Source organism: Actinobacillus arthritidis (assembly GCF_029774155.1).
GTDB classification, from domain to species: Bacteria; Pseudomonadota; Gammaproteobacteria; order Enterobacterales; family Pasteurellaceae; genus Actinobacillus; species Actinobacillus arthritidis.
Window position 1 is genome coordinate 103,666 of record NZ_CP103833.1, and the last position, 19,657, is coordinate 123,322.

At 39.5% G+C, this 19,657-nt stretch carries 13 protein-coding genes and 4 pseudogenes; 11 read left to right on the plus strand and 6 right to left on the minus strand.

From position 1 onward, the window contains the following. Positions 1 to 15: 15 nt before the first annotated feature. Positions 16 to 618, minus strand: a complete 603-nt coding sequence (gene leuD, locus NYR89_RS00515; RefSeq protein ID WP_279445889.1) for a 3-isopropylmalate dehydratase small subunit — start codon at positions 616 to 618, stop codon at positions 16 to 18. Positions 619 to 628: 10 nt separating this feature from the next. Continuing rightward, positions 629 to 2,039 (minus strand): annotated as a pseudogene (gene leuC / locus NYR89_RS00520) (3-isopropylmalate dehydratase large subunit). Between the two features lie 395 nt (positions 2,040 to 2,434). Here leuC and NYR89_RS00525 point away from each other — a divergent pair. The 4 genes and pseudogenes from NYR89_RS00525 (at position 2,435) to NYR89_RS00540 (ending at position 6,320) form a co-directional block, all read left to right on the plus strand. Further along, the gene (locus NYR89_RS00525) at positions 2,435 to 3,499 is read left to right on the plus strand and encodes a CdaR family transcriptional regulator (RefSeq protein WP_279446680.1); all 1,065 of its coding nucleotides are present in this window, start codon (positions 2,435 to 2,437) and stop codon (positions 3,497 to 3,499) included. Between the two features lie 125 nt (positions 3,500 to 3,624). Next, entirely contained in the window at positions 3,625 to 4,887 is a 1,263-nt protein-coding gene (locus tag NYR89_RS00530) for a GntP family permease (RefSeq protein ID WP_279445891.1), read from the plus strand. A 10-nt stretch (positions 4,888 to 4,897) separates the two neighbouring features. Then, positions 4,898 to 6,030: pseudogene (locus tag NYR89_RS00535) on the plus strand (glycerate kinase). A gap of 17 nt (positions 6,031 to 6,047) precedes the next feature. Further along, positions 6,048 to 6,320: an acylphosphatase gene (locus tag NYR89_RS00540; RefSeq protein ID WP_279445892.1), complete on the plus strand. Its 273-nt coding sequence runs from the start codon at positions 6,048 to 6,050 to the stop codon at positions 6,318 to 6,320. A 70-nt stretch (positions 6,321 to 6,390) separates the two neighbouring features. Here the strand turns inward: NYR89_RS00540 and NYR89_RS00545 are convergent, their stop codons facing one another. From NYR89_RS00545 to dusA, 3 genes are all read right to left on the minus strand, one after another. Further along, a complete protein-coding gene (locus NYR89_RS00545) occupies positions 6,391 to 7,941 on the minus strand; it encodes a DUF2813 domain-containing protein (RefSeq protein ID WP_279445893.1) in 1,551 nt (516 codons plus the stop codon). Positions 7,942 to 7,952: 11 nt separating this feature from the next. Beyond that, positions 7,953 to 9,326 (minus strand): nucleotide 5'-monophosphate nucleosidase PpnN, encoded by a 1,374-nt coding sequence (ppnN, locus tag NYR89_RS00550; protein ID WP_279445894.1) that lies wholly within the window; start codon positions 9,324 to 9,326, stop codon positions 7,953 to 7,955. A 63-nt stretch (positions 9,327 to 9,389) separates the two neighbouring features. Beyond that, on the minus strand, positions 9,390 to 10,361 hold the full coding sequence (gene dusA, locus NYR89_RS00555; protein ID WP_279445895.1) for a tRNA dihydrouridine(20/20a) synthase DusA: 972 nt from the start codon (positions 10,359 to 10,361) through the stop codon (positions 9,390 to 9,392). 353 nt (positions 10,362 to 10,714) lie between these two features. On the opposite strand from dusA, the gene NYR89_RS00560 reads away from it, so the two are divergent. The 3 genes from NYR89_RS00560 (at position 10,715) to add (ending at position 14,540) form a co-directional block, all read left to right on the plus strand. Further along, complete coding sequence (locus tag NYR89_RS00560) at positions 10,715 to 11,695, plus strand: ribonucleotide-diphosphate reductase subunit beta (RefSeq protein ID WP_279445896.1); 981 nt, start codon at positions 10,715 to 10,717, stop codon at positions 11,693 to 11,695. After that, the gene (locus tag NYR89_RS00565) at positions 11,682 to 13,346 is read left to right on the plus strand and encodes a ribonucleoside-diphosphate reductase subunit alpha (RefSeq protein ID WP_279445897.1); all 1,665 of its coding nucleotides are present in this window, start codon (positions 11,682 to 11,684) and stop codon (positions 13,344 to 13,346) included. Before NYR89_RS00560 ends, NYR89_RS00565 begins: the two co-directional genes overlap by 14 nt. 159 nt (positions 13,347 to 13,505) lie before the next feature. After that, positions 13,506 to 14,540 carry an adenosine deaminase gene (gene add, locus NYR89_RS00570; protein WP_279445898.1) on the plus strand — a complete coding sequence of 345 codons (1,035 nt, stop codon included), beginning with the start codon at positions 13,506 to 13,508 and terminating at the stop codon, positions 14,538 to 14,540. A gap of 77 nt (positions 14,541 to 14,617) precedes the next feature. Here add and nfuA read toward each other — a convergent pair whose 3' ends face one another. Next, complete coding sequence (nfuA, locus tag NYR89_RS00575; protein ID WP_279445899.1) at positions 14,618 to 15,217, minus strand: Fe-S biogenesis protein NfuA; 600 nt, start codon at positions 15,215 to 15,217, stop codon at positions 14,618 to 14,620. 453 nt (positions 15,218 to 15,670) lie between these two features. Here nfuA and NYR89_RS00580 point away from each other — a divergent pair. From NYR89_RS00580 to NYR89_RS00595, 4 genes and pseudogenes are all read left to right on the plus strand, one after another. Further along, positions 15,671 to 17,022 (plus strand): annotated as a pseudogene (locus NYR89_RS00580) (Na(+)-translocating NADH-quinone reductase subunit A). A 4-nt stretch (positions 17,023 to 17,026) separates the two neighbouring features. Further along, the gene (locus NYR89_RS00585; protein ID WP_279445900.1) at positions 17,027 to 18,259 is read left to right on the plus strand and encodes an NADH:ubiquinone reductase (Na(+)-transporting) subunit B; all 1,233 of its coding nucleotides are present in this window, start codon (positions 17,027 to 17,029) and stop codon (positions 18,257 to 18,259) included. Positions 18,260 to 18,261: 2 nt separating this feature from the next. Next, a pseudogene (locus tag NYR89_RS00590) lies at positions 18,262 to 19,034 on the plus strand (Na(+)-translocating NADH-quinone reductase subunit C). Further along, the gene (locus NYR89_RS00595; RefSeq protein WP_005624087.1) at positions 19,034 to 19,657 is read left to right on the plus strand and encodes an NADH:ubiquinone reductase (Na(+)-transporting) subunit D; all 624 of its coding nucleotides are present in this window, start codon (positions 19,034 to 19,036) and stop codon (positions 19,655 to 19,657) included. Before NYR89_RS00590 ends, NYR89_RS00595 begins: the two are co-directional and overlap by 1 nt.

Below are 19,657 nucleotides of genomic sequence, written 5' to 3' on the forward strand. Positions count from 1 at the left end.
TTTTTATATGTAATATTAACGCAAAAATGCCGGAATCTTGCTTTCGTAAGTCGCGATTGCATCTTCGTGTTGTAGGGTTAAGCCGATATTATCTAACCCATTTAATAAACAGTGACGGCGGAATTCGTCTAATTCAAAATGGTAAACTTTGTCACCTACCGTTACCGTCATTGCTTCTAAATCAATATGGATTTGTTTGCCTTCATTCGCCCATACCCATTGGAAGATTTCTTCCACTTCCTCTTCGCTTAAGCGAATTGGGAGCATATGATTGTTTAAGCTATTGTTATAGAAAATATCTGCAAAGCTTGGTGCAATCATCACTTTGAAACCATAATCGGCTAACGCCCAAGGTGCGTGTTCACGAGAAGAACCACAGCCTAAATTTTTACGAGCCAGTAAAATAGTTGCCCCTTGATATTGTGGGAAATTTAACACAAAATCCGGATTTAATTGGGTTTCTTCCGCATCTAAATAACGCCATTCGTGGAATAAATGCTTACCGAAGCCGACACGAGTAATCGCTTGTAAGAACTGTTTTGGAATGATTGCGTCAGTATCCACATTCGCCGCATCAAGCGGAACGACCAAACCTGAGTGTTGTTTTAATCCTGCCATTTTTTTATCCTTAATTTAATTCCACGTGACGAATATCGACAAATTTACCAAACATTGTCTGCTGCATTGCCATTGCTGGGCTAACTAAGTGGGTACGACCGTTACGACCTTGGCGACCTTCAAAGTTACGGTTAGAGGTTGAAGCACAACGTTCCCATTCGCCTAAACGGTCATCGTTCATACCTAAACACATTGAGCGACCCGGATTACGCCATTCTGCACCGGCTTCGATAAAGATCTTATCTAGGCCTTCTTTTTCCGCCTGTTCTTTCACTAAACCTGAACCTGGAACAACTAATACACGTTTTACGTTATCTGCTTTTTTACGGCCTTTCATTACTGCTCGCTGCCGCACGTAAATCTTCGATACGAGAGTTAGTGCAAGAACCGATAAATACTTGATCCACTGGGATATCTTTCATATCGGTGTTGGCTTCTAAACCGATGTATGCCAATGCTTTTTCTGCCGAGGCTTTTGTGACCGGATCTGCCATTTCTTGTGGGTTTGGCACAATTTGGTCAATACCGATTACTTGACCCGGGTTGGTTCCCCAAGTCACTTGCGGTGCAATATCTTTCGCTTCCAATGTGACGACCGCATCAAAGACTGCATCATCGTCTGATTTTAAGGTTTGCCAATATTCAATGGCATCATCCCAATCTTTGCCTTTTGGTGCGTGCGGACGACCTTTCAAGTAAGCGAATGTGGTTTCATCCGGTGCAACTAGACCGGCTTTTGCACCAAATTCGATTGCCATATTACATACCGTCATACGACCTTCCATGGATAAATCACGGATCGCTTCACCGCAGAACTCCACCACATAACCAGTACCACCTGCCATAGTAGTTTTGCCGATAATCGCTAATACAATATCTTTGGCGGTAATACCCGAGTTTACTTTACCACGCACTTCCACTTTCATACTTTTCGCACGTGCTTGTTTTAAGGTTTGCGTTGCAAGTACGTGTTCCACTTCAGAAGTACCGATACCGAAAGCTAATGCACCAAATGCACCGTGTGTGGCAGTATGCGAGTCACCGCATACAATGGTCATACCAGGTAAGGTTAAGCCTTGCTCCGGTCCCATTACGTGGACAATACCCTGTTCTTTGGTTTGCATATCGAATAACGAAATACCGCTTGCTTCACAGTTTTTGGCTAATTCTAAAACTTGGATTTTCGCCTGACCTTCTAGTTTATTAACATCTCGTACTTGGGTTGAAATGCTGTGATCCATTGTACCGAAAGTTTTTCCAATTTGGCGTACTTGGCGACCAGCTACACGTAAACCGTCAAACGCTTGTGGGCTAGTAACTTCGTGGATTAAATGGCGGTTAATATAAAGAATCGGCGTTTCACCTGCGCCTTCATATACCACGTGTGCGTCAAATAGTTTTTCGTATAGTGTTTTTGCCATAATATTGTCCAACTCTAAAATGAATATTGTGAATGCAATTAATTTTGAATTAAGTGCGGTTACATTTGTTACTTTTTGTGTAAAGCAACCGCTGGTGTAAAGGAATATAACCGTTAACTATTTGAATGTAAAATGCTATTTTTATAAAAAATGGCGTGTTTTATGCTGTTTAAGAAGCTGGAAAATGCTTGTTTTTGCTATAAGGTAGAATATTATTCTAAAGTTTTAGGAATATATAGACGCTTATCTATGCTTTATTCCACTTTATAGCGTGATGCCCTAAATCATTTTTCTTTTGATTTAGTTACAATAAAAGGTAATTCCTATCATTAGAGGATCATAAAACCATGTTAAAACTTGATATTCCTACCGCACAAGCGATTGTAAAACGTACTATGCAGATTATTCCTAATTCCGTGAATGTTATGGATGAGAATGGAATAATTATCGCATCGGGCAATCCCTCTCGTTTAGGCGAGCGTCATACTGGAGCCATTATCGTACTACGTAATAAACAGGCGGTTGAAATTGATGAACATCTTGTAAAGCAGTGGAATTATGAGGCAAGAGAGGGATTTAATTTACCAATTTCTTATTTGGGAAATATTATCGGGGTTATCGGTATCTCCGGTAAACCTAATGAGGTGCGTCAGTATGGTGAGTTAGTCAAAATGGCAGCGGAACTCATTGTAGAGCAGTCAGTATTACTCGCTCAGGAACGTTGGCAACAGCGTTATAAAGAAGAATTTATTCGTCAACTTTTGCGAGGTAATTTAAGCGAAGCAGAAGTTAAGCAACAAGCGGTCTTTTTTCAATTAGATTTTTGTCACGCACCGATAACCTTGATGGTTAAGATAAACCAGCCGGATTCTGAAAAACTGCAACGCTTGCTTAACCATATAGAAGCAAATACAAGACATCTTGCACTTGCCGTAGTTGATTTAGATAAATTGGTTGTTTTGATGAGCGAAGATGAATTTAACCATCTCTATAAAGAACGGAATTTATTGTCATTATTACCGGATATTACGCGTAATACTGAATATAAAATTGTTGTTGGAGCAAAAGTAGACTACTTTCATCAAGTTCATTTTTCGTATCAAACTGCATTACATACCTTAGCCTATGCCGAAAAAATGCGATTAAAAAAACAAATACTGCTTTTTTCAGATTATAAATTACCGGCGCTCTTAGCTGATTTTGCTCAAACTTGGCAATGTAGCGAATTATTGTCGCCGTTTAATGCTCTCTTTGCACAAGATAACAAAGCGGTTTTATTTAAGAGTTTGCAACAATATTTTTTGTCAAATTGTGATCTTGCTCACGCTTCTGAGAAACTATTTATTCATCCAAATACATTACGTTATCGCTTAGAAAAGATTGAAGAAATTACTTCCTTATCTTTCAATAAGATAGAAGATAAATTTATGCTTTATTTAGGTGCATCATTGCTTAAATAATTTGTATGAAATAACAAAAATATAGAGTAAATAAGTTTATTTTTTGTTATTTTTACTAAAGACTTTTCGTGTTAAATATTGATAATACACATTATTCTTTTTTAATGAACGTATAGGTGTTTATTATGGTAACAGTAACAGCAATTGGAGCAGTCGTTGCCCTTTCTGTGGCAATTGTTCTTATCTTGAAAAAAGTGCCGCCGGCATATGGTATGTTAATCGGGGCATTGGTCGGCGGTTTAATCGGTGGGGCGGATCTGTCGCAAACCGTGAGCTTAATGATCGGCGGTGCACAAGGAATTACTACTGCGGTAATGCGTATCTTAGTCGCGGGTGTATTAGCCGGTGTGTTAATTGAATCCGGTGCGGCAAGTACCATTGCAGAAACCATCGTGAAAAAATTAGGCGAAACCCGTGCATTACTTGCTTTAGTGCTTTCCACTATGATTTTAACTGCTGTTGGGGTATTTGTGGATGTGGCAGTTATTACTGTTTCACCAATCGCATTAGCGTTAGCGAAACGTGGTAATTTATCCAAACCGGCAATCTTATTGGCAATGATTGGTGGTGGTAAAGCCGGTAATTTAATGTCACCGAATCCAAATGCGATTGCGGCTTCAGACGCTTTTCATTTACCACTCACGTCTGTAATGGTCGCAGGCATCATTCCGGCAATTTTCGGTATTATTCTGACTTATTTTTTAGCAAAACGCCTGATCAATAAAGGTTCAAAAGTGGCGGATAACGAAGTTTCTGCAAATAATCTGCAAAATTTACCCGCTTTCCTACCGGCAATTGCGGCACCGCTTTGTGCGATTATCTTATTAGCATTACGCCCTATTGCGGATATTAAAATTGATCCGCTTATCGCATTACCGCTTGGCGGTTTAGTCGGTGCGTTGGCAATGGGCAAATTAAAACAAGTGAATCAATTTGCCACTTCAGGCTTATTAAAAATGTCACCAGTTGCTGTGATGTTATTAGGTACGGGAGCATTAGCCGGTATTATTGCCAATTCGGGTTTAAAAGATGTGTTAATTGAAGCGCTTACCGCTTCAGGCTTACCGTCTTATTTACTTGCACCGATTTCAGGGGCGTTAATGTCACTGGCAACCGCTTCAACTACAGCCGGTACCGTAGTAGCGTCAAACGTATTTAGTGCAACCTTAATTGAATTAGGTGTAAGTGCATTGGCTGGTGCGGCAATGATTCACGCCGGTGCGACCGTATTTGACCATATGCCGCACGGTTCTTTCTTCCACGCCACCGGCGGAAGCGTCAATATGGATATGAAAGAACGCTTAAAATTAATTCCGTATGAAACAGCGGTCGGTTTAATTATGACTATCGTTTCAACCTTGGTATTTGGTGTGTTTAAATTATTCTAAGAGGTAAAATATGAAAATTGTTATTGCTCCCGATTCATTTAAAGAAAGTCTTACTGCACTTGAAGTAGCGCAATCGATCGAAGGCGGTTTCAGACGTATTTTCCCTGATGCACAATACATCAAAGTACCGATGGCGGACGGCGGTGAAGGTTCGGTTCAGTCATTAATTGATGCGACTAAAGGTGAGCTGTTAGAAGTTGAAGTGACTGCGCCGCTCGGTAATAAAGTGACAGGCTTTTTAGGCATTTCGGGCGACAAACAGACCGCTTTTATTGAAATGGCGGCTTCCGGTTTACATCTTGTGCCTTTTGAACAACGTAATCCGCTTAAAACTACCAGTTTCGGTACCGGTGAATTAATCAAAAAAGCGTTAGATTTGGGCGTGAAGAAAATTCTGTTGGGTATTGGCGGTAGTGCGACCAATGACGGCGGTGTCGGTATGTTGCAAGCGCTCGGCGCTTCTTTCAAAAATGCCGCAGGTGAGGAAATCGGTTTTGGGGGCGAACAGCTACAACAAATCAGTCAGATTTCGTTAGAAAATTTAGAGCCTCGTTTACAAAGTGTTGAGTTTGAAGTGGCGTGTGACGTAAATAACCCGTTATGCGGCATGAGCATGGTGCTTCGGCAGTGTTTGGCCCACAAAAAGGTGCAACGCCGGAGATGGTTCAAACCTTGGATAATGCTTTGGCGCATTTTGCGGATATCGCATTAGCTCAACAAGGGATTGCGATTGCTAATCATGCCGGCGCAGGTGCGGCAGGCGGTATGGGCGGCGGTTTATTATTACTGCCGAATGTGCGACTTAAAGCAGGTGTACAAATCATTATCGAAGCGACTCGTCTGGCGGAACATATTCAAGATGCGGATTTAGTGATTACCGGCGAGGGGCGTATGGACGCACAAAGTATTGCCGGCAAAACACCGGTGGGTGTGGCAAAAACGGCAAAACAATTTGATGTGCCTGTGATTGCGATTGTCGGTTGCTTACGAGAAGATTACAATGTGGTTTATCAGCACGGCATTGATGCGGTATTCCCGATTATTCGTCAATTAAATTCACTCGAAGAAACCTTAAAACAAGGACGAGAAAACTTGGAGTCTAGCGCAGAAAATGTCGCACGTTTAATTAAATTGAAAATGTAGAAATTGGCGGAGGGCTTATGCAACAGAAACAGTTTATTGTGACCGGACATGTACAAGGTGTCGGTTTTCGATTCTTCACGCTACAAGAGGCAGGAAAAATCGGCATTAAAGGTTATGTGAAAAATCGCCCTGAAGGCTCGGTGGAAGTGGTTGCAATGGGGAGTGAAGCGCAAATGGCGCTGTTCAGAAACTGGCTACAAAAAGGCCCTCCGACATCTGCTGTGCGTAATTTAATTGAACAAAGTTATCAAGGCTCGGAACAATTCGAACGCTTTGAAATTCGACGCTAGCCATGGCGGATTTGGAATCAGACAAGCGGTTAAATTTGCAAAAAATCTTGTAAATTTAACCGCTTGTTATTTATTGCTCTTTGATAAGTTGCAAAACTTTAATGAATAGTTTTCTAAATAAACGAGGAATCGCTTGGTTGCCTCTTTGTTTAATTTCAGTTGAAATCGCAATCGCTAAATCCGGTTTTGAGGTGTACTGAATCGCTCGTTTAATAATGGTTTTGGTCGGGTATTTATGATCTCTCGGTTGCCAACGGGCAAGACGTACAAATACTTCTTTTAATCCTTCATGATAGAAAAAATGCTCAATATCTTGGCGTGGAATGACGGTTAGATGTTTGCTTGGATGTTCATCTTCCTGCAACATACTCTTGGCAATATCGGCATATTTTTCACCCGCTTGATCGCCATCGGTCAACACATACCATTCAATGCCCATTGCCTTGGCGTATTTAATTAACGGGCGTAAGCCGCATTGGGCAAATTCCACAATCCGAATCCCTTCCATTTCCAAGTTAATATCCAGTAAATTCGCCAGTTCAGTTAGAATCCAAACTTCCGTTTCTCCTTCGACTAAAATCCATGCTCGAGAAAATAAAGCTAAACCTCGATTGTAGTGAATATGAAAGGTCAGTTTACGTAGGTCTTCTTTGCCCAACGAACTGTGTGCAAGCGAATATGCTTCGGTATGATCTCGATAACGTACTAAACGGCTAATTTCTCGTAGCGGCACTTGAGAAAGTAATTCCATCGAATTGGTGGTGGTAATGCGTTGTACCGGTAAATAATTTACCAATTCCCAAAAGATCGCAATCATACGAGGATGTAAACGTGCTTCGAGATCTTCAAATAAGATAATTGGCGTTTTGATTTGTTTATGTTTTTGATGAAGTACGAATAATGATGAAAGCTGAGTACGAACTTGTTGAATGAGCTGAGGATCTTGATTTTGTTTTAGATGTTGGCAAAGCGCTTTAACTTGATTCCATAGCTGAGCCGTATCAAGCGTAGTATCGACTGAGTGTATATCATTGTTAAAGAAGTAATATTTTAACAATAGCGAGAGTGCTGTTAATTCATCCGATAATGCGTGCTGTGTAACATTATTGGACTGAGAGAGTGCGGCTAAGTTAGCAAATGGATTTAATTGTACATCACGAAAACGATATACTGGCGTTTGATTGATAATAATACGGACAATTTGCTCGAGATTATCAATATTTAATGCTGTGCCGTGACTATCTAAAAATTGATATATTGTTTGTACACCTTGTTCAGTCAATATACCGGTAACTTGTAAATATACTTTTTGTAACCCTTCCTCTGCTAAGTGCAGTATATCTCGATATTGCAACTCATTTTGTGCAGAAGCATCGGATGCTTCTTCACAAAAGGTAAAACACAATTTAATCGGTTGTATTTGTTGCTGGTTTTTGAGATGGAAGTCGTCTTCTTGAAACTGATACAGTTCATCTTTTAAATTGAAAATATAGCTAAGTGCATCCAACAAACTGGATTTCCCCCACGCATTTTCGCCGATAAGTACCATATTAGGACGTAGTGCAAGAGAAAGGTAGTTTATACCTCGAAAGCTGGAAATCTCAATTTGTTGTAAATACATCTATGAATCTCCTATTTATTCGGTACGATTTGATAGCAAGGTGTATAGGCTTCGCCGGTCGGTAATTTCATTCTATGCTGAGTAATGAAGGTTTGTAACAAGCGGTCGATTTTATCCAATAATTTGTGATCACCTTGTAATTGGAACGGGCCGAATTGCTCTATCAAATCTTGAGTAGCAGGTTTAATATTACCAGCAACAATACCGGAGAATGCTCGCCGTAAGTTAGCCGCTAATTGTTCGGTTGGTTGCTCAAAATGCAAATTTAAATGACTCATATTATGATGAGTCGGCTCAAATGGATGCGTAAATTCTTCCGCAATATGTAAAGACCAGTTAAAACTATATGAATCGGCAAGCTCAAGACGTTGTTGTTTAATCTCTTTCATTGATTTTGCCATTTTTTGTGCTACCAATGTTGGATCATCAATAATAATCTCATACATTTGTTGTGCCTCTTCACCTAATGTTTCTCCGATAAATTGATCGATAGCGGTAAAATAAGCGGCACTTTCTTTTGGTGCGGTAAGAATGACCGGCAGTTTTTGTGCTTTATTTGCCGGATTGAGCTTGATGCCGAGAATATAGAGCAATTCTTCCAATGTTCCGGGGCCGCCGGGGAAGATCACAATACCATGTCCCATTCGTACAAATGCCTCTAAACGCTTTTCAATATCCGGCATAATGATTAATTCCGTTACGATCGGATTGGGGGGCTCGGAAGCAATAATAGACGGCTCGGTAATTCCGATAAAACGACTATGCTTATAACGTTGATTCGCGTGACCGATTGTTGCCCCTTTCATCGGTGCTTCCATTACACCCGTGCCGCAACCGGTAACGATATTGAATTGACGTAATCCGAGTTCAGTGCCGACCGCACGGCAATATTGATATTCGGTTTGATTAATCGAATGTCCACCCCAGCACACAATTAGGTTCGGATCCGAACCGATTTCTAATGCTTTAGCGTTACGTAAAATGGAAAAGACAAGATTGGTAATGTATTTATTATTGTCTTGTGGAGAAGCGTGTTGCCCAATATATTGATAAAGTGCATTTACAAATACAATATCTCGTAATACCGCAAATAAATGATATTGAATATTTACAATCATTTTTCCGTCTACAAAAGCGGACTCTGGCGGATTATGTAATTCAAGCGACACCCCTTTTTCTTTGGTCAGCAGATTGATTTCAAAGTTAGGATATTGATTGAGTAACGCACGACTGTCATCAGTGATTGCACCGGAATTAAGTACGGCGAGTGAACAATTGCGATAAAGAGAATAGAGATTGCCTTGGGCTTTTTTGGTAAGTAATTCCATCTCTAGGTGAGATAGTTGGTCTAAGCTACCTTTGGGATTGACGCAATGAACGTTCATAAATTTTCCCTTAAATCCAAATAAAAACATTATCTGAATTTAAGGGAGAAATAGCAAATTTAATTATTCCTGCACGAAGCTGAGTGCTTGTTCAACCACTTCAACGCCAGCCCCTTGTTTAGTGGCGTTTTCGCTTAAATGACGACGCCATTGACGTGCACCTTTACAGTTTTGGAACGCACCTAACATATGGCGAACGATGTGGTTTAAATAAACCCCTTTTTGCGTTTGTGCTTCAATATAAGGCAACATCTTTTCCACCGCTTCACGGGCGGTAACAAGCGGTCGATTTTCACCGAAAATTTGCGAATCGATTTCACCTAATAATGACGGATTCTGATAGGCTTCACGCCCCACCATTACGCCATCGACAAATGCCAAATGCTGTTTGATTTCCTCAACAGTTTTAATACCGCCGTTAATTGAAATATTTAAATGCGGAAAATCACGTTTTAACTGATAAACACGCTCATAATCAAGCGGTGGAATTTCACGATTTTGTTTCGGACTTAAACCGGACAACCATGCTTTGCGAGCATGAACGATAAAATCGTTACTATACGGCTGTACTTTCTCAATAAAATCACACAAAAATGCGTAACTATCCAAGTCATCGATACCGATACGATGTTTAACCGTCACCGGAATTTGCACCGCATCTTGCATTGCTTTGATACAGTTGGCAACCAAATCGGCTTTTGCCATTAAACAAGCGCCGAACATCCCGTTTTGCACACGGTCGGAAGGACAGCCGACATTTAAATTGATTTCCGTATAGCCGCGTTCTTCAACTAATTTGGCACAATGCGCAAGCTGTGCCGGATCGCTACCGCCGAGTTGTAACGCAACCGGATTTTCACTCGGATCGTATTCAAGCAGATCGTATTTGGCGTGAATGATCGCCGGTGCGGTGATCATTTCGGTATAAAGCAAAGCGTGTTGGCTAAATTGGCGATGAAAATAGCGACAATGGCGAGTAGTCCAATCCAGCATTGGTGCAACGGAAAAACGTCCGCGGTAAAATTGATTTTGCATAAAGTTGTTCACGAATAAAAATAACAAGCGGTGTCATTTAGCTGATCTTTTGTAAAATTTTCGCTAAATTTAACCGCTTATAAAAGGATAAAAATTTCCTTCATCATACTATAAAACGCTTGTAAATTCACGGTTTTATCGGGCTTATCGGGCATTTGGTTATAATTAGAACAATACAATATCTAGTAAATTTTTATTAAGAAAACACTAGATATTGATTTATAAATTAACAAAAAATTTTTTCTTTATAAATCAAAAGACTAACTAAAAAGCGCGTTTGTCAAGACTTGTGATTGCAAAAAAATTTCCCTAAAATCGCCGCCTATTGTTACCTTACTTTGAGCTAGAGAATTATGTCAAAAAGAAATCTCTTTGAAAGACGCTTGAATATCAAGCCGTATGAATATCCTGAATTATTAGAATTTAAAGATGCGATTCGCCATTCCTATTGGCTACATACAGAGTTTAATTTTACTGGTGATATTCAGAACTATCGTATTGATATCAATGATCATGAACGTCACGTTTTAACACGAGCGATGTTGGCGATTTCTCAAGTTGAAGTAAATGTAAAACGTTTTTGGGGAGAGTTATATCGTTACTTCCCGAAACCGGAAATGGATGATGTCGGCGGTACATTCGCAGAGTCGGAAGTTCGTCACAAAGATGCATACTCGTTTTTATTAGAAAAATTAGGCTTAAACGAAATGTTTAGCCAAATCCAAGACATTGAGCCGTTAATGAACCGTATTCGTTATATGGAATCGTTCATGAAAGATAAAGATGCGGGTAAAGGTGAATTTGTGCTTTCACTCGTTTTATTCTCTCTTTTCGTAGAACATATTTCATTATTCGGTCAGTTCTTAATTATGATGTCGTTCAATAAGCATAAAAACCTCTTTAAAGGGATTTCTAATGCGGTTGAAGCAACATCAAAAGAAGAAGAAATTCATGGTAAATTCGGTATTGCGTTATACGAAATTTTACGCGATGAACACAGTGAGCTTTTCACTCCGGAATTTTTTGAAGAATTAAAGACCCTATCTACTCAAGCATTTGAGGCGGAATGTGGCATTTTAGATTGGATTTTTGAAGAAGGCGATTTAAGCTTTATTAGTCGTGAAGCGGTAGAAAACTATATTCGTAGCCGTTATAACAACTCGTTAATGACGCTAGGTTTAGAGCCTCCATACGATGTAAATCCTGAATTACTAAAAGAAACTGAGTGGTTTGATATTGAAATCCTGTCAACGAAAGAAACAGATTTCTTTAACAAACGTAGTACTGATTACAGCAAAAAAATGAAGCAGATTACCGCAGATGACTTATTCTAATACTCGCCCTGATTTTGAATGGCTAAATGAAGATAGCCGCTTATTTTTACAACGTGGTTACTTACTTGAAGGAACAACCGCATTAGAGCGTATTCGTTTTATCGCTGAACATGCGGAGCATAAACTCGGTATCGAAGGTTATGCGGATAAATTCTATCACTATATGGCACGTGGTTATTTCTCACTTTCTTCTCCGATTTGGTCGAATTTCGGTTTAGATCGTGGTTTACCTATTTCTTGTTTTGGGAGCTATATCGGGGACTCAATCCACGAAATTATGGTGACGACCGCTGAAGTGGGGATGATGAGTAAAATCGGTGGCGGTACGTCTGCTTATTTCGGTGATATTCGTCCACGTGGTTCAGCAATTAAAAATAACGGTAAATCAGACGGTTCATTCAACTTTAGTAAATTGTTTGATACGGTGATTGACGTTATTTCTCAAGGTACGTCACGTAAAGGCCAATTTGCCGGTTATATCGATATTGAACACGGCGATATTGACGAATGGTTAGATATTCATACCGAAGGTAACCCAATCCAATTAATGTATTACGGCGTATGTGTCGGTCATGATTGGTTAGAATCAATGAAAGCGGGTGACCCGTATAAACGTCAACTTTGGGCAAAACTTTTACAACGTAAAACCGAAACAGGTATTCCTTATTTATTCTTTAAAGATAATGCGAATGCTGGTCGCCCGGACGTGTATAAAGATAAAAATATGACGGTACACGCATCAAACTTATGTACCGAAATTATGCTTCCGTCTAATTCTGACGAGAGTTTCGTTTGTCGCTTGTCTTCAATGAACTTACTCTATTTTGATGAGTGGAAGGATACGGATGCACCTGAAGTGTTAACTTACTTCTTAGATGTGGTCATGAGTGAGTTTATCGAGAAAAGCCAAAATATGCCGTTCTTAGAACGAGCAAATCGCTTTGCAACTCGCCATCGTGCATTAGGTTTAGGTGTTTTAGGCTGGCATAGCTATTTACAAGCAAATAACATTGCGTTTGATAGCTTTCAAGCAATGCAAAAAAACAATTTAATCTTTAAAACGTTACAAGAGAAAACCTTAAAAGCATCACAAGAGTTAGCAAAACGCTTTGGTGAACCGGAAATTTTAAAAGGCTACGGTCGCCGTAATACGACTTTAATGAGTATTGCACCGACGAAATCAAGTAGCTTTATTTTAGGTAGCGTATCACCATCGGTTGAACCGTTTAAATCTAACTACTATGTGAAAGATTTAGCGAAAATCAAAACTGTGTATAAAAACCCGTTCTTAGAGAAATTACTCCAAGAAAAAGGTTTAGATACGGAAGAAATTTGGGAATCGATTTTACACAATGACGGTTCTGTACAGCACTTGGAACAATTAACCTACGAAGAAAAAGAAGTGTTCAAAACTTTCTCTGAAATCAGTCAGTTAAGCGTGATTCAGCAAGCGGCACAACGTCAGAAATATATCGACCAAGGTCAAAGTATTAATATCATGGTTCACCCGGCAACACCGGCTCGTGACTTAAACCAATTGTACTTAACTGCAGAAGAACTCGGTTTAAAATCAATTTATTACCAATACTCAATGAGTGCGGCACAAGTGTTTAACCGTAACTTATTAAGTTGTTCTAGCTGTGAAGGTTAATTAAAATCTAGTAAACACCACCGTAAGGTGGTGTTTTTATATCTGTAATATTTCTCGGAAATTACACCGCTTATTGTTTTATATATTGTTATTTTGCGTAAATTTGTGTAATCTTTGTGCAACCATATATAAAATATCAATAACAGTTAAGGAGACAATATGGCTTTAAACTTAGCAACATATGGGGTGATAGACCTACATTTGCATTTAGATGGTTCTTTATCACCACAATGGATGATTGAATGGGTCGCTAAACAGCAAATTCAACTCCCATCCTGTGATCCTAAAACCCTACTTCCTTTTATTTCTGTCCCGAAAGATTGTAGCGATTTAAATCAATATTTACGTTGTTTTGAACTACCAATTTCTTTATTACAAACGCCCGAATCTTTAGCTTCATCCGTGACTGATTTATTACAAAGATTGGATCAAATAGGGTTGCTTTATGCTGAGATTCGTTTTGCACCGCAATTTCATACCCGAAAAGATATGAATCAAGAGCAAGCAGTACAAGCAAGACTCAAAGGTTTACAGGACGGTTTAGCAAAAACACGTTTGTTTAAAGCGAATTTAATTTTGTGTTGTATGCGAGCGGCGGATAATCAGGCGGAAAATTTAGAAACTGTACGCTTAGCCTATAAATATCTAAGTAAAGGTGAAGCCGGAGTAGTGGCAGTAGATTTAGCTGGGGCGGAAGGGTTGTATCCAACGGAAAAGTTTGCAGTAGAATTTAGTTATGCGAATCAATTAGGTGTGCCGTTTACTCTTCATGCGGGAGAAGCCGCCGGTGCGGAAAGTGTCGAGCAAGCACTTAACTTCGGTGCATCGCGTATTGGACATGGTATTCGCTCAATTCAGTCAGAAAGAGTGATGTGTAAATTAATTAATACTCGAACACCGCTAGAAATGTGTCCATGTAGTAATTTGCAAACTAAAACGGTTCAGCATTTGAAAGATTATCCGCTACGTACTTTTTTGAAGCGTAGTGTGGTAGCAACGCTAAATAGCGACAATATGACGGTTTCGCAAACCAATGTGAAAAATGAATTTCAATTATTGGAAAGCGATTATCAACTTACCAAAGAAGAAGCACAGCAACTTTTATGTAATGCGATAGAAGCGGCTTTTCTTTCTAAGCAAGATAAAACAGCTTTATTGAACGAAATTCAACAACGTTATCCTGCATTACTCTAGCTTCGCAAGCGGTTACATTTGGCTGAAAAGTTACAAAAAAAGCACGAGTTGAATAACTCGTGCTTTTTCTATGTTAGTTAGTAGTAAGAATGTTCACCGTGTTGGTGTTCAGTCACGTCTTTTACACCAGCCAGTTCATCAGGGAACATCGCTAGTAATTGTTTTTCGATCCCTTCTTTTAAGGTGACATCTACCATTGAGCAACCGTTACAACCACCGCCAAATTGCAGAATTGCATATTTGTCTTCAGTCACTTCAATTAACGTTACTCGACCACCATGGCTGGCTAATTGCGGATTAACTTGAGTTTGAATTACATAATCTAAACGCTCAATAAAAGGTGCATCATCTGCCACTTTACGCATTTTTGCATTCGGGGCTTTTAACGTTAATTGAGAGCCCATTGGATCCGTTACGTAATCAATTTCCGCTTCATCTAAGAACGGTAAACTGATTTCATCCACAAAAGCAGAAAAACCGTTATATTCAAATTGTGTATCAGTTTCTTCAACGGCATTCGGCGGACAATAAGATACACCACATTCAGCATTAGGTGTGCCAGGATTGACGACGAAAATTCGGATATTGGTATTTTCTTCTTGTTGTTCTAAAAGACGGCGAAAATGAGCTTGTGCCGCATCGGAAATCGAGATATGAATTGTGTCTTGTTGTTCCATTATTACTTTCCAAATTGATTATTAAATTGACTAAATTTATCAAGTATTCTACGCCTTACTCGCTGTTTTTTCTAGCCAAATATTTTACAAATCTAAATTGTTACGAAGTTTGCAAAAAGTTCAGAAAATTGTACCGCTTATGCGAGTAAAGCGTTTAACTCTTAAGAGTTATTTGTTAAAAGTTTGTGCAATAAATATTGATTTATTTCAAATTTTCAAGGGCTAAGGGACAAAAAAATGGTCTTCTTATGGATATTTGACTGCTTTTTAAGTTAAAATAGCTCGTTTATTTTAGTTTGTGAAAAAAACAAATTAAATCAGATTTGAGAACTTTATGTAACGTGAGAAATAGGTGGGGGAATTCGTTTATTTCTGTATCGGTTACGGCTCAAGAGAAGCGATTGCGATTTTTCGCAATCATATTTTTAACCCAACAAAAGTAGTGCAAATAATATGATTACAATCAAAAAAGGCTTGGATTTACCTATCGCAGGTACACCAGCACAAGTAATCCATAACGGCAATACCGTTAATGAAGTTGCGATGCTTGGCGAAGAATATGTGGGTATGCGTCCTTCGATGAAAGTTCGTGAAGGCGATTCGGTAAAAAAAGGTCAGGTTCTTTTTGAAGATAAAAAGAATCCGGGCGTAGTATTTACTGCTCCTGCAAGTGGTACTGTGGTTGCGATTAACCGTGGTGAAAAACGTGTTCTTCAGTCAGTCGTGATTAAAGTTGAGGGTGATGAGCAAATTACCTTTGACTGCTATGAAGCTACGCAATTAGCGTCTTTATCAGCAGAACAAGTGAAACAAAATCTTATTGCGTCAGGCTTGTGGACTGCATTCCGTACTCGTCCGTTCAGTAAGGTCCCTGCGGTAGATGCAATTCCGTCATCAATTTTCGTTAATGCAATGGACACAAATCCGTTAGCAAGCAGATCCGGAAGTTGTTTTAAAAGAATACGAAACTGATTTTAAATTCGGTTTAACGGTTTTAACTCGTTTATTTGACGGTCAAAAACCAGTATATCTATGTAAAGATGCGGACAGTAATATTCCATTAAGTCCAGCGATTGAAGGAATTACGATTAAATCATTTAGTGGTGTTCACCCTGCTGGTTTAGTTGGTACACATATTCACTTTATCGATCCAGTTGGTGCAACCAAACAAGTTTGGCACTTAAATTATCAAGATGTAATTGCTATCGGTAAATTATTTACTACTGGTGAATTATTTACTGACCGTATTATTTCTCTTGCAGGCCCGCAAGTGAAAAATCCTCGTTTAGTGCGTACTCGTCTTGGTGCAAATCTTTCTCAATTAACTGCGAACGAGTTAAATTCAGGTGAAAATCGTGTGATTTCAGGTTCGGTCTTAAGCGGTGCAACGGCAACCGGTCCGGTTGATTATTTAGGTCGCTATGCGTTACAAGTTTCCGTACTTGCTGAAGGTCGTGAGAAAGAGTTTATTGGTTGGATTATGCCGGGTTCGGATAAATTCTCTATTACTCGTACCGTGTTAGGTCACTTTAGTAAAAAACTATTTAACTTCACGACAGCTGTTCATGGCGGTGAGAGAGCGATGGTTCCAATCGGTGCCTATGAACGTGTAATGCCGTTAGATATTATTCCTACGTTATTACTTCGTGATTTAGCCGCTGGCGATACCGATTCTGCACAAAACTTAGGTTGCTTAGAGCTAGATGAAGAAGATTTAGCATTATGTACTTATGTTTGCCCGGGTAAAAATAACTACGGTCCGATGTTACGTCTTTGCGTTAGAGAAGATCGAGAAGGAAGGTTAAGAAAATGGGTTTAAAAAATCTTTTTGAAAAGATGGAACCTGCGTTTCACAAAGGTGGAAAATATGAGAAATGGTATACGCTTTTTGAAGCAACATATACCATTCTTTATACACCGGGTACGGTAACTCGTAAAGATTCACACGTACGTGATGCGTTAGATTCTAAACGTATGATGATTATCGTATGGTTAGCATTATTCCCAGCAATGTTCTGGGGGATGTATAACGTTGGTCATCAAGCATTATTAGCTACGAATCATTTAGGTACATTAGCCGATACGATTGCAAATAACTGGCATTATGGCTTTGCTGATGCGTTAGGCGCAACCTTAACCGCTGATGCAGGTTGGGGCAGTAAAATGTTCCTTGGTGCAACTTATTTCCTTCCAATCTACTTAACGATTTTCTTAGTAGGTGGTTTCTGGGAAGTTGTATTTGCAATGGTGCGTAAACATGAAATTAATGAAGGTTTCTTCGTTACTTCTATTTTATTAGCATTAATTGTTCCTCCAACATTACCATTATGGCAAGCAAGACTTGTCGCAACATTCGGTGTTGTGGTTGCAAAAGAGGTATTCGGTGGCGTAGGTAAAAACTTTATGAACCCGGCATTAGCGGGTCGTGCGTTTTTATTCTTTGCATATCCAGGTCAAATTTCTGGTGATTTAGTGTGGACGGCAAGAGACGGATTCTCTGGTGCGACAGCACTTTCACAATGGGCACAAGGCGGACAAGGTGCGTTAAAACACGTTGTAACCGGTCAAGAAATTACTTGGATGGATGCCTTCTTAGGTAATATTCCAGGAACAATCGGTGAAGTTTCAACACTTATGTTAATCATTGGTGCCGCAATTATCGTATTCACTCGCATTGCTTCATGGCGAATTATTGCCGGTGTAATGGTTGGTATGGTCGCGACTGCGACTGTATTTAATCTAATCGGTTCAAACACAAACCCTCTATTCTCAATGCCATGGCATTGGCACTTAGTGTTAGGTGGTTTCGCATTAGGTATGTTCTTTATGGCAACAGACCCTGTATCAGCGGCATTTACTAATAAAGGTAAATGGTGGTACGGTGCGTTAATCGGTGTGATGTGTGTTGTTATCCGTGTAGCAAACCCGGCATATCCGGAAGGTATGATGTTAGCAATTTTATTCGCTAACTTATTTGCTCCGATCTTCGACTATTTAGTCGTTCAAGGCAACATCAAACGTAGAAAAGCGAAGGCGGCATAAAAATGGCTAAATTTAATAAAGATAGCGTAAGCGGTACTTTAACCGTTGTTGTGTTATTAAGTTTAATCTGTTCTCTTATTGTAGCGGGTGCGGCAGTATTGCTTAAACCTACGCAAGATATTCAGAAAGTGCTTGATAAACAAAAAAACATCTTACAAGCGGCAGGTTTAATGCAAGAAAATACTAACGTGCAAGAAACCTACGCTAAATTCATTGAGCCGAAAATTGTTGATTTAGCAAGCGGTGATTACGTTGAAGGTGTAACAAACTTTGATGCGAAAGCGTGACGAAAGATCCTGCACAAAATGTAGCGATCAATCCGGCTGATGATAAAGCAAATATCAAAGTACGCGCTAAATATGCGGAAGTTTATTTAGTAAAAGACGAAGCGGGTAAAGTAAGCCAAGTCGTACTTCCTATGTACGGTAACGGTTTATGGTCAATTATGTACGGCTTTGTTGCGGTTCAACCTGATGCGAATACCGTAAATGGTATTACTTACTATGAACAAGGTGAAACTGCGGGTCTTGGCGGCGAAATCGCTAACCCTAACTGGCAGAAAAACTTTGTAGGTAAGAAATTATTCAACGCAAACAATGAAGTGGCATTAACCGTTGGTAAAGGTGCTTCAGCAGATAAAGATCACGGTATTGACGGCTTATCTGGTGCAACATTAACTTCAAACGGTGTTGACGGCTCATTCAAATATTGGTTCGGTGCTAACGGTTTCGGTCCATATTTAGCGAAATTCAAAGCGACAATGGGAGCTAACTAATGGCGAGTAACAATCTTAAAAAGTTATTGTTATCTCCAATCGCGGATAACAACCCGATTGCATTACAGATCTTAGGTATCTGTTCTGCATTAGCGGTAACTACTCAGTTACAAACTGCGGTAGTAATGGCGATTGCAGTAAGTTTAGTTACTGCTTTCTCTAGTATGTTTATTTCAATGATTCGTAACTTTATTCCTAATAGTATTCGTATCATTGTACAAATGGCTATCATTGCATCACTTGTAATCTTAGTTGACCAAATTTTACGTGCGTATGCATATGACTTATCGAAACAGCTTTCTGTATTCGTAGGTCTTATCATTACTAACTGTATCGTAATGGGTCGTGCTGAAGCATTTGCAATGAAATCAGGTCCGGTAGAAAGTTTCGTTGACGGTATTGGTAACGGTTTAGGTTACGGTGCGATGTTAATCATCGTGGCATTTTTCCGTGAATTAATCGGTTCAGGTAAAATCTTCGGTATTACCGTATTAGAAACTGTTCAAAACGGCGGTTGGTATCAAGCAAACGGTTTATTCTTATTAGCGCCAAGTGCGTTCTTCATTATCGGTTTTGTGATTTGGGGAATTCGTACCTGGAAACCAGAGCAAGTGGAGAAATAA